At 72.2% G+C, this 10,741-nt stretch carries 9 protein-coding genes; 7 read left to right on the top strand and 2 right to left on the bottom strand.

The window, feature by feature from the left end:
• Window positions 1-108 precede the first annotated feature (108 nt).
• The gene (locus L2I40_RS11450) at window positions 109-990 is read left to right on the top strand and encodes a DMT family transporter (protein ID WP_237215088.1); all 882 of its coding nucleotides are present in this window, start codon (window positions 109-111) and stop codon (window positions 988-990) included.
• Between the two features lie 144 nt (window positions 991-1,134).
• Here L2I40_RS11450 and L2I40_RS11445 read toward each other — a convergent pair whose 3' ends face one another.
• Window positions 1,135-2,112, bottom strand: a complete 978-nt coding sequence (locus L2I40_RS11445; RefSeq protein ID WP_237215087.1) for a Bug family tripartite tricarboxylate transporter substrate binding protein — start codon at window positions 2,110-2,112, stop codon at window positions 1,135-1,137.
• Window positions 2,113-2,346: 234 nt separating this feature from the next.
• Between L2I40_RS11445 and L2I40_RS11440 the strand changes: the two genes are divergently transcribed.
• The 5 genes from L2I40_RS11440 to phnD (L2I40_RS11420) all read left to right on the top strand — a co-directional run bounded on the left by L2I40_RS11440 (window position 2,347) and on the right by phnD (L2I40_RS11420) (window position 8,742).
• A complete protein-coding gene (locus L2I40_RS11440; protein ID WP_237215086.1) occupies window positions 2,347-3,363 on the top strand; it encodes an ABC transporter substrate-binding protein in 1,017 nt (338 codons plus the stop codon).
• A gap of 123 nt (window positions 3,364-3,486) precedes the next feature.
• Entirely contained in the window at window positions 3,487-4,977 is a 1,491-nt protein-coding gene (locus tag L2I40_RS11435) for an amidohydrolase family protein (protein ID WP_237215085.1), read from the top strand.
• A 25-nt stretch (window positions 4,978-5,002) separates the two neighbouring features.
• On the top strand, window positions 5,003-6,442 hold the full coding sequence (locus L2I40_RS11430; protein ID WP_237215084.1) for a dihydroorotase: 1,440 nt from the start codon (window positions 5,003-5,005) through the stop codon (window positions 6,440-6,442).
• A 173-nt stretch (window positions 6,443-6,615) separates the two neighbouring features.
• The gene (gene phnD, locus L2I40_RS11425) at window positions 6,616-7,701 is read left to right on the top strand and encodes a phosphate/phosphite/phosphonate ABC transporter substrate-binding protein (protein ID WP_237215083.1); all 1,086 of its coding nucleotides are present in this window, start codon (window positions 6,616-6,618) and stop codon (window positions 7,699-7,701) included.
• Between the two features lie 72 nt (window positions 7,702-7,773).
• Window positions 7,774-8,742, top strand: coding sequence for a phosphate/phosphite/phosphonate ABC transporter substrate-binding protein (phnD, locus tag L2I40_RS11420; protein ID WP_237215082.1), 969 nt, complete (start codon window positions 7,774-7,776; stop codon window positions 8,740-8,742).
• Window positions 8,743-8,912: 170 nt separating this feature from the next.
• On the opposite strand, the gene L2I40_RS11415 is transcribed toward phnD (L2I40_RS11420), so the two are convergent.
• Window positions 8,913-9,905, bottom strand: a complete 993-nt coding sequence (locus tag L2I40_RS11415; protein ID WP_237215081.1) for a Bug family tripartite tricarboxylate transporter substrate binding protein — start codon at window positions 9,903-9,905, stop codon at window positions 8,913-8,915.
• A gap of 97 nt (window positions 9,906-10,002) precedes the next feature.
• Here L2I40_RS11415 and L2I40_RS11410 point away from each other — a divergent pair, with 97 nt between their 5' ends.
• Window positions 10,003-10,740, top strand: coding sequence for an aspartate/glutamate racemase family protein (locus L2I40_RS11410; RefSeq protein ID WP_237215080.1), 738 nt, complete (start codon window positions 10,003-10,005; stop codon window positions 10,738-10,740).
• Window position 10,741: the final 1 nt, after the last annotated feature.

The raw sequence follows: 10,741 nt of genomic DNA, 5'->3' as shown, positions 1-10,741 counted from the left end.
GCGAGCCGGCGCCGCCGCGCACGCCGCGCCGCTGAGCCGGGGGCCGCGCAAGCGGCCCGCGGAGCGCGCCGTATCGCGCCAGGCTGAATCGCGCCACACTGCCGCGCGATGACCGCCCCACCCCCTGCCCCGCCTGGCCGCGACACGCGGCGCGTGCTGGCGGGGATGGGGCTCATGCTGCTCTGCTGCATGCTCTTCGCCGGCATGGGCGCCTGCTTCCGGGCGGCGATGCTCGAGGGGCTTCCGGTCCCGCTGCTGCCCTTCGCGCGCGGCGTCTTCACCACGCTCGTCCTGCTGCCCTGGCTGTTGCGGCGCGGCGGGATCGACCTGCGGACGCGCCGGCCGGGCACGCATCTGATCCGCATCGCGGCGGGGCTGACCGGCTTCTACCTCGGCATGCTCGCGATCCTCTGGCTGCCGCTGGCGGATGCGACCGCGATCATGCATGCGCGCCCGCTCTGGGCCCTGCCTCTCGCCTTCCTGCTGCTCGGCGAGCGGATCGGCTGGGATCGCGCCATCGCAGCCGCGGTCGGCTTCGCGGGCGTGCTGATCATCGCGGGCCCGCAGGGCGAGTTGTCGGCCGGCACGCTGGCGGCGCTCGGCGGCGGCGCGGCGGGGGCCTTCGTGCTGATCTCCATCAAGATGCTCTCGGCCACAGAGCCGCCGGCGCGCATCGTGGCCTGGTATGCGATCGCCTCAGTCGCAGTCTGGGGGCCGGTCAGCGCCTTCGTCTGGGTGACGCCGTCCTGGACCGCGCTCGGCCTGCTCGTCTTCGGCTCGCTGCTCGCGGTGATCGGGGATTTCTGCGCCTCCTGGGCGGCGCGGCGCGCGCCGGTCGGGCTGCTCGCGCCGGTCGAGTATTCGCAGATCCCGGCCAGCGCGGTGCTCGGCATGCTGTTCTTCGCCGAGGCGCCGAGCTGGGCGCTGCTCTGGGGCACGCTGGTGATGGTCGCGGCGACGCTCTACCTCACGCGCAGCGCGGGGCGATGAGGCCACGGATCCCGCGTCGGGCCTGACGGGCGGAGCATGCGGCCACACCGCGGCCGCCGCACCCCGACCATCGGTCCCGCTTGGCGCACCATGCCTGCGGCGCGCAGCCAAGCGGCCGGAGGCGGCGCCGGCGCCTGAGGCACATCAATCCGCGCTCACGTTGTTCTCGCGGATCACCGTGCGCCAGCGCGCCACCTCCTCGCCCACGAAGGCGGTCATGAAGGCGGGCTCCATGCGCGTCCCCTCGAAGCCCATCTGGCCCATCCGGTCGCGCATCTCCGCGCTGTCGAGGATGGTGGAGATCTCGGCCACCCAACGCGCCGCGACCGGCTGCGGCAGGCCGGCGGGCGCGCAGAAGCCGAACCAGTTCACGCCCTGCGCGGCCGTCAGTCCGAGCTCGCCGAAATGCGGCACGTCGGGCAGCGCAGGCGAGCGCGCCGCGCCGCTGACCGCGAGCGGCCGCAGCCGTCCTGCGCGGATATGGCCGATCGCAGCCGGCAGCGTCTCGATGATGCCGGGCAGCACGCCGGCCAGCACATCGGTCAGCGCGGGGCCCGCGCCGCGATAGGGCACGAAGGTGAACTCGACGCGCGCGACCTTCTGGAACTGCACGCCGATCAGGTGCGAGGCGGTGCCGTTGCCGCCATAGGCCACCCCGACCGTGCCCGCCCGCGCGCGCGCCGCCGTCAGGAACTCCTCGAGCGTCCGGGCCGGATGGCTCGGGTTGACCGCGATCACCATGGGCAGCGCGCCGAACAGGCCGAGATGGGTGAAATCGGCGACCGCGTCATAGGCGACATTCGGGAACAGCGTCGGGCTGGTGCCGTGCGGCGCGAAGTTCGACATCATCACCATGTGCAGGTCGCCGCGCGCCCGGGCGACGAGGTCGGCGGCCAGCGTGCCGCCCGCCCCCGCGCGGTTCTCGGCCACCACCGGCTGGCCGAGGCGCGGCCCGACGCGCTCCGCCAGCAGCCGAGAGAGGATGTCGGCCGTGCCGGCGGGCGGGAACGGGATGATCCAGCGGATCGGCCGTTCCGGCCAGTTGGCCTGGGCGCGCGCCGGCAGCGCGAGGGGCGCGAGGGCGAGGCCGCCGAGCGTGCGGCGGGTGATGGTGCGATGCATCGAAAGCTCTCCCGGTCGGCGGCGGGCTTCCTCGTCCCGACCACGAGGGATGACATAGGCCTAATCCTTGCGTCATCTCAGCCCGCCGCCAGCGCGGCGCAGGCTGCTGCGACGCACCGGCGTGCTGCGCTGCACATCGGGCAGGCAGCCATCGCCCCATCAGGGTGCACAACACGCTTCCGGGCACCGCGGCGCCATGCGACGCTGCCCGACGAGGACGGAAGGATCATCGGAATGCTTCGACGCCACGCCCTGCTCGCCGCGACCGGCGCTGCCCTGGCGCTGCCCACCCTGCGCACGGCGCGCGCGCAGACCGCGCTGCGCTTCACGCTCGACTGGGCGCTGCAGGGCAACCACGGCATGTGGGCGCTCGCCGAGGACCGCGGCATCTATCGGCGCGAGCAGCTTGCGGTGCGCATGGACCGCGGCTTCGGCTCGGGCGATGCGCTGGTGAAGGTGGGCTCCGGTGCCTACGACGTGGGCTTCGCCGACTTCGCCGGCGCGGTGAAGTTCAACGCGGAGAACCCGCAGAACCGGCTGGTGATGATCTACCCGGTCTTCGACCGCACCGCAGCCGCCATCGTGACGCTGCGCGGGCGGGGCATCGAACGCCCGCAGGATGTCGCCGGCAAGAATCTCGGCGCGCCGGAAGGCGAGGGCAGCCGCATGCTCTTCCCCGCCTTCGCGCGCGTTGCGGGCATCAACCCGCAATCGGTGCGCTGGACGTCCATGGCGGCCAACCTGCGCGACACCATGCTGCGCACCGGCCAGGTGGATGCCGTCACCGGCTTCCTCTTCACCGTGCACTTCAACCTGGTGGGCTTGGGCATCGCGGAGGACCAGATCCTCGGCTGGCCCTATGCCGAGCACGGGCTCGACATCTACGGCTCCGGCGTCTTCGCCCGCGCCGAGTGGCTCGAGCGCAACCACGAAACCGCGGCGCGCTTCGTGCGGTCCTCGGTGGAGGGGCTCAAGCTGCTGCTGAACGACGTGCCGGGCGGCATGGCGGCGCTGAAGCGGCGCGAGCCGCTGTTCGATGAGGCGCTGGAGGCCCGCCGCTTCGCCATGACGCGCGACCGCGCCATGCTGACGCCGAACAGCCGCGCCAACGGGCTCGGCCATCTCGACATGGCGCGCGCGCGCCAGCTCGTGACGGTGAACGCCGAGGCGCTCGGCGTCGCCAACCCGCCAGCCGCCGAGACCATGTTCACCGACCGCTACCTGCCGCCGCGCAGCGAGCGGATGATCTGAAGACGCCTCCCTCCCCCGCTTGCGGGGGAGGGCCGGGGTGGGGGTTCGTGACTCGACGCCCCCTCAACCCCAAACCCCCACCCTGACCCTCCCCCGTGAACGGGGGAGGGAACGAGGCGTTCAATGTCCAAGCTCCTGCTCACCGGCGCCCGGGTGCTCGCGCCCGACGCGCTCTCCGCGCCCTTCGCCGAGATCCTGGTCGAGGACGGGCGCATCGCCGCGCTGCTGCCGCCCGGGACGGCGGTGGAGGATGCGCGGCGCCACGACGCGTCCGACCGGCTGGTGATCCCCGGTCTCGTCAACGGCCACACGCATGGCCATGGCGGGCTGGCGAAGGGTGGCGGCGACAAATGGGACCTCGCGCTGTTGCTCGCCCACGCGCCTTGGGTCGGCGGCGGGCGGGGCCTGCAGGACAAGCAGCTCTCCACCGCGCTGACGGCGGTGGAGATGCTGAAGAAGGGCTGCACAGCGGCCTTCGACATGCCGGCCGAGTTCCCCTGCCCCACCGTCGAGGGGCTGGATGCGATGGCCGAGGCCTATGCGGCCGTCGGGCTGCGCGCCGTGCTCGCGCCGATGGTCGCCGACCTCACCTTCTTCCAGGCCACCCCCGGCCTGGTCGAAGCCCTGCCGGCGGAACACCGCGCGCGCGCCGAGGCGATGCGCATGGCCAAGCCAGAGGACACGCTGGCCGCCATCGGCACCGCGGCGCAGTCCTGGAGCCATGGCCGGCGGAACATCCGCCTCGGCTGCGCGCCCACCATCCCGCTGCACGGGACCGACGCCTTCCTCAAGGGCTGCCGCGCGCTCTCGGCCGAATACGGCCTGCCGATGCAGACCCATGTCGCGGAGGCACGCTACCAGGCGGCGGCGGGCGAGCAGCGCTACGGCAAGACCCTGCTCGAGCATATGGACGCACTCGGCCTGGTCGGGCGCTGGTTCAGCGTGGCGCATGGCGTCTGGCTCACGCAATCCGACCTCGAATTGCTGGCGAAGCGCGGCGCGGGGATGTCGCACAACCCGGGCGCCAACATGCGCCTCGCCTCCGGAATCGCGCCGGTCCGCGCGGCGATCCGGGCCGGCGTCACCGTCGGCATCGGCACCGATGGCTCCTCCTCCTCAGACAACCAGAACATGTTCGAGGCGATGCGCCTCGCCGCCTTCGCGTCGCGGCTGTGGGAGGAGGCGACCGAGGAGGACTGGCTCGGCACGGCGGAGACGGTGCGGCTTGCGACCGTCGGCTCCTCGCACCTCGTCGGGCATGACGAGGGCGGCACGATCGAGGCGGGCAAGGCCGCCGACCTCGTTCTGCTCGACCTCGGCCACGTGAACTGGGCGCCGCTGAACGACGCGGCCAACCAGCTCGTCTGGACCGAGGATGGCAGCGCGGTCACCGACGTGATGATCGCCGGCCAGTGGAAGCTCCGCGACCGCGTGGTGCTCGGCCTCGACGAGGCGAAGCTCGCGCGCGACGCCCAGGCCGCCGCGGACCGGCTGCGCGGCGCGAATGCCGAGGTGCGCGCCTGGTGCGAAGCGGTGGCGCCCCACGTCGCCTGCCACTGCCGGGCGCTCGCCGGGGGCTGGACACGCAGCCGACGGCTGCTGCAGGCAAGCTAGCTCCTTCCCGAGACGGATCTCCCGGATGCCCGACACCGACACCCTCGCCGACCTGCTCATCGCCGGCGGCACCGTCGTCAACGAGACCACGCGCTTCCCCGCCGATGTGGCCATGAAGGACGGCGTGATCTGCTTCGTCGGCCACCCGGCCTTCGCCCCGCGCGCGAAGGAGACGCTCGACGCGAAGGGCAAGCTCGTCATCCCCGGCGCGATCGATGTGCACACGCATATCCGCGAGCCGGGCATGACGCACAAGGAGGACTGGACCACCGGCACCCGCGCCGCGGCGGCCGGCGGCGTCACCACGGTCTTCGACATGCCGAACACCGAGCCGGCGGTTTCCTCGCCCGAGATCCTCGCGGCGAAGCGCGAGGCGGCGGAGCGCCAGGCGATCGTCAACTACGGGCTCTACGGCATCCTCGACGAGCGCTCGCTCGACCATCTCGAGGGGCTCGCCGCGGCCGGCGTCATCGGCTTCAAGCTGTTCCTCGGCAACACCACCGGCAACAACCCCGCCCCGAACGACGGCGCCGTGCTGGAGGGCTTCGAGATCCTGGCCGGGCTCGGCCTGCGCTGCTCGATCCATGCCGAGAACTCGCCGATCCTGTTCTGGCGCGAGAACCGCATGAAGGCGGCGGGGCGCGACGACGCCTTCGCCCATCTCGCGGCGCGGGCCGATGTCGCGGCGCTGGAATCGCTCTCCCGCTCCATCGTGCTGTCGGAGTGGACCGGCGCGCGGATCCACATCGTGCATGAGAGCTGCATGCGGTCGATCCCGGTGATCCGCGACGCCAAGGCGCGCGGCGTGCCGATGACGGTCGAGACCTGCCCGCAATACGTGCTGCTCGCGGCCGAGGACCTGACCGGCGATGCGGGGCGCATCGCCCGCCTCAACCCGCCGATCCGCGAAGGGCGGCAGCGCGAGCCGATCCTGCAGGCGCTCCTCGACGGGACCATCGACATCCTCGGCACCGACCACGCGCCGCATGCGATGGAGGAGAAGCAGCGCCCCTCCTTCTGGGACAACGCCTGCGGCTTCCCGGGCGTCGAGACCTCCATGCGGCTCATGCTGACGCTGGTGCATGAGGGGCGGATGACGATGGAGCAGTATGTCCGCATGGCCAGCGCCGCCCCGGCACGCGCCTTCGGCCTCTGGCCCCGCAAGGGCGTGGTGCAGCCGGGGGCGGATGGCGACATCGCCGTGGTGGATCCCGCGCAGCGCCATGTCATCCGCGGCGCCGAGCTGCACAGCATCCGCAGCCCCTTCACCCCCTTCGAGGGCATGGCGACGGTCGGCGGACCCGTCGCCACGATCGTGCGCGGGCGGGTCGTGATGCGGGACGGGAAGGTGCTCGACGCGCCGGGCTGGGGCAGGATGGAGCGGCCGCAGATGCCGAAGCCGGAGCCGCGCAACCTGGCCACCACCACCCGCGCGATCCTGCGGCCGGGAGCGCAGCCCTGGTGAAACCGGGGCGAGTCCGAGGGGCGAGTCCGGGACATGAGTCCGTGGGTGAGTCCTCTGGGCCACAGCCCGTTCGGCGCGGCGGTACTGCTCGCAGGAATGCAACGCACACGGTGATTTTCTTCGCGGCACACAGTATGTTCCCGGCGTAACCAACTGCCGGGGGCCTCGTCTTTATGCCGATCCTGCGCCGATCCCTGCTGGCGGCCGGCGCCCTTGCGCCTGCTGCGGCACCGGCGCTCGGCCAGAATTTCCAGCCCTTCCCCGAGCGCGGGCGTCGGCGCTGGGCGCGGGAGATGCCGATCATCCGCGTCGGGCTGCCCAGCGTCGAGGCGGATGGCGGTGCGCTCGCCCGCTACGACGGCTACGCCCGGCTGCTCGAGACGACGTACGGCGTGCCCGTCTCCACCTTCCAGCCCGCCAGCGAAGCCGAGATGGTCCAGGCCTTCGCGGGCGGCATGATCGACTTCGCCTTCATGTCGGCGATGGGCTACGCCGCGACCTGGCAGGAGACCAGCGGCGGCGTCGAGCCGGTGCTGGTGACGCTCGGCCCGGATGGCAGCTCCGGCATCATTTCCGTCGTGATCGTGCGCTCCGACTACTGGATCCTGGACTTCGAGATGCTGCAGCGGCGCAGCTTCGCCTGGGTCGCGCGGGAGAGCATGGAGGGCCACCTGCTCCCGCGCATGGAGATGCGGGCACAGGGCGTGGACCCGGACCGGTTCTTCGGCCGGACGGTCTTCGCCGGCGGCCACGAGCAGGCGATCCTCGCGGTGATCACGCGACAGGTGGACGGCGCGGTGACCTGGGCCTCGGGCACGGGCGAGGAGCGCGAGGGATTCAGCCGCAGCACGATGCGCGACATGGCGGCGGCCAACATGATTCGGCTCGACGACCTTCGCTTCGTGTGGCGTTCCGGCCTCATCCCGAACGCACCGCTCGTCATGCGGCGGAACGTCGCGACCGGCTTCCGGGACGATATGCTGAGCTTCCATTTCGCGCTGCCCAGCGGGCGGCCCGACATCCTCCGCAGCCTGGGCCGGCCGCTCGGCTGGGGCCCGACCGCGCACAGCTTCTACGAGCGCTTCGTGCAGCTCCGCATCGACCAGGCGGAGCAGTCGCGCCGAGCCGAGGAACAGCGGCGGCGCGAGGAGGAGGTGCGCCTCGCCGCCGAGGAACAGAAGCGCCGCGAGGAGGCGGTGAAGCGCCGGCGCGAGCTCGCCGAGGAGCGCCGGCGGAGGTTCGAGGCGCAGTTCCGCTGAGGCATCGCGGCAGATGAACCGCCCGGACCGTCACGCTATGGTCGCACACCGCAACCAACGCCGGAGCCCCCCATGATGCCGTCCCGCCGCGCGCTTCTCGCGACCGCCCTTCTGGCGCCGGCCGGCGCGCTCGCGCAGCCGCGTCCTGCGCCGCAGCCGATGCCGCCGCGTGGCCGGCGCGACTGGGCGCAGCAGGTGCCGCAGCTCCGCATCGGCATCCTGGGCGGCGAGAACGAGGCCGACCGCATGGGACGCTATGGCGCCTATGGGCGGCTGCTGGAGGAGACCTTCGGCGTGCCGGTGCGCCTGTTCCAGGCCTCCGACTATTCCGGCGTGGTGCAGGCCTTCGCGGGACGGCACATCGAGATGGCGAGCATGTCGCCCGCCGCCTATGCCGCCGCCTGGGTGGAATCGAACGGCAATGTCGAGCCGTTCCTGGTGACGCAGGAGGCCGACGGCAGCACGAGCTACATCGCGGTGATGTTCGCCCGCGCCGATTCCGGCATCACGAGCCTCGAGCAGATGCGCGGGCGGGCGATGGCCTGGTCCGACCCGAACAGCGCCTCCGGCTTCCTCATCCCGCGCGCCGCGCTCCGCCAGCAGGGCATCAACCCCGAGACCTTCTTCGGCCGCAGCGGCTTCGCCGGCGGGCATGAGCAGGCGATCGTCGCGGTGCTCGGCCGGCAGTTCGACGCCGGCGTGACCTGGGCGTCGGGCGTCGGCGACGAGGCGCAGGGCTTCTCCCGCGGGATGCTGCGCGCGACGGCCGAGAAGGGCCTGCTCAACATGCGCGACATCCGCATCATCTGGCGCTCGGGCCCGATCCAGAACGGGCCGCTGGTGGTGCGCAAGGACACGCCTGACGCCTTCAAGCGCGACATGACGGCCTTCCACCTGGCGCTTCCGTCGTCGCATCCGGAGATCCATCGCGCGGTGGAGCGCGGCACGACGATCGGCTGGGTGCCGACGCGCCACGAGGACTACGAGCTCTTCGTGCAGATGCGCCGCGAGGAACAGCAGCAGCGGCGCCAGCGGGGGTGAGGCGGCGTCGGGAGGGGCGTTGCCCCTCCCGGAGGGGGCGTGGCGCGCCCAAGACGACGGATGCGACAGTGACGCCCCCTCCCACGCCCCCCGAAAACACATGCAGGTCCAGGAGCCTCCAGGCTCCTGGCGGGTGGGGTTCGGGGAGGGCAGCGCCCTCCCCGCGCTGCTCAGTCCACGTTCGCGCGGGCGTCTCGGACCACCTGCGCCCAGCGCTGGACGTCGCGTTCCTGCACGGCGCGGAACTCCTCGGGCGTGCGGACCGTGGGTGGCTCGATGCCCTGGTCCTGAATCAGCCAGGTGCGGAACTCGGGCTCCGAGATGATGCGCAGGATCTCCTCGTTCAGGCGGCGCGTGATCTCGGGCGGGAGGTTGGCGGGGCCGAAGATGCCGTACCAGGTCGTGCTCTCGAAATCGGGCAGGCCGCAGGCCTCCGAAACCGTCGGCACGTCGGGCAGTGCGGGGATGCGCGTGCGGGTCGTGACGGCCAGGCCGCGCACCTGGCCCTGCTGGATCATCGGGATCGCCGGGCCGGTCTGGTTGAAGAAGATATCGATCTGGCCGCCGAGCAGCGCGGTGACGACGCCGCCCTGGCCGGTGAAGGGCACGTGGACGATGTCGAGGTTGGCCGCGGTGGCGAAGCGCGCCCCGGCGAGATGCGTGGAGGCGCCGTTGCCGGTGCTGCCGTAGTTCAGCGCGCCGGGCCGCTCGCGCGCATCGGCGATGACATCCCGGCAGGTGAGGTATTGCCCGCGGCGCTCGATGCTCGTGGTCAGGATGTTCGGCACGTCGCCGAGATGGGTGATGGGCGTGAAGTCGCGCAGCACGTCGAAGCTGAGACGTCGGTAAAGCGTCGCGTTGATCGCATGCGTCCCCGCGGTGCCGAACAGGATCGTGTGGCCGTCCGGGCGTGCCTTCGCGACGAAGTCGGAGGCGACGTTGCCGCCGGCGCCGATGCGCGGGTTGACCACCACGGGCTGGCCGAGCGCGCGCGACAGCGGATCGGCGATGCGCCGCGCATAGATCCCGACGCCGGAGCTGTTCGGGAAGCCGATCGTCATCTCGATCGGGCGCGTCGGCCAGGCGGGCTGCTGCGCGGCCGCAGGCGCGGCGGCGAGCAGGGCCGGCAGGGCAAGGGCGAGCAGGCGGCGCGTCGGCGTCATCGTCGTTTCTCCGGCGGTTCGCGGGCCAATTGAGGGTGCAGGTGGGCGGGAGGCAACCCCCGTCGCCTCTCGCGCGAAGTCCCGATAGGCTTCCCCCATGCAGCCGCCATCCACATCTCCCCGCATCGCCCGCGGAGGGAAATCCATCTACGGCGCGCCGCTCGGCATCCTCATGCTCGAGGCGCGATTCCCGCGCATCCCGGGCGACATGGGCAATGGCGAGACCTGGCCCTTCCCGGTGCTGTTCCGCGTGGTGCGCGGGGCGAGCCCGGAGAAGGTCGTGCTGAAGGGCGCGCGCGGCCTGCTGCCGGACTTCGTCGCGGCGGCGCGCGATCTCGTGGACCTCGGCGCCGAGGCGATCACCACCAACTGCGGCTTCCTCTCGCTGTTCCAGGCGGAGCTAGCGGCGGCCGTGCAGGTGCCGGTCGCGACCTCCTCGCTCCTGCAGGTGCCCTGGGTGCAGGCGATGCTGCCGCCGGGGAAGCGCGTCGGCGTGATCGCCGTCAGCCGCGGCTCGCTGACGCCGGCGCATCTGGACGCCGCGGGCGTGCCGCGCGACGTGCCGGTGGAGGGCACGGAGGACGGGCGTGAGTTCTTCCGCGTGCTCATCAAGGCCGAGGCGCAGGACATGGATGTCGCGCTCGCCGAGCAGGACATCGTGGAGGCCGGCCGCCGGCTGGTCGCACGGCATCCGGAGGTCGGCGCCATCGTGCTGGAATGCACCAACATGCCGCCCTACGCGGCGGCGCTGCGCGAGGCGCTCGGCCTGCCGGTCTACGACATCTACTCGATGATCACCTGGTTCCACGCCGGGCTGCGGCCGCGGCGGTTCTGAC

Source organism: Falsiroseomonas oryziterrae, assembly GCF_021864505.1.
GTDB classification, from domain to species: domain Bacteria; phylum Pseudomonadota; class Alphaproteobacteria; order Acetobacterales; family Acetobacteraceae; genus Falsiroseomonas; species Falsiroseomonas oryziterrae.
Note: the sequence above shows the minus strand (reverse complement) of the source record. Positions and strands in the feature narration are given on the sequence as shown.

Bases quoted from the DNA above. Each gene is read 5' to 3' on its own strand.
- L2I40_RS11450 (WP_237215088.1), top strand. From the start codon at position 109: ATGACCGCCCCACCCCCTGCCCCGCCTGGCCGCGACACGCGGCGCGTG.
- L2I40_RS11445 (WP_237215087.1), bottom strand. From the start codon at position 2,112: ATGCATCGCACCATCACCCGCCGCACGCTCGGCGGCCTCGCCCTCGCG.
- L2I40_RS11440 (WP_237215086.1), top strand. From the start codon at position 2,347: ATGCTTCGACGCCACGCCCTGCTCGCCGCGACCGGCGCTGCCCTGGCG.
- L2I40_RS11435 (WP_237215085.1), top strand. From the start codon at position 3,487: ATGTCCAAGCTCCTGCTCACCGGCGCCCGGGTGCTCGCGCCCGACGCG.
- L2I40_RS11430 (WP_237215084.1), top strand. From the start codon at position 5,003: ATGCCCGACACCGACACCCTCGCCGACCTGCTCATCGCCGGCGGCACC.
- phnD (WP_237215083.1), top strand. From the start codon at position 6,616: ATGCCGATCCTGCGCCGATCCCTGCTGGCGGCCGGCGCCCTTGCGCCT.
- phnD (WP_237215082.1), top strand. From the start codon at position 7,774: ATGATGCCGTCCCGCCGCGCGCTTCTCGCGACCGCCCTTCTGGCGCCG.
- L2I40_RS11415 (WP_237215081.1), bottom strand. From the start codon at position 9,905: ATGACGCCGACGCGCCGCCTGCTCGCCCTTGCCCTGCCGGCCCTGCTC.
- L2I40_RS11410 (WP_237215080.1), top strand. From the start codon at position 10,003: ATGCAGCCGCCATCCACATCTCCCCGCATCGCCCGCGGAGGGAAATCC.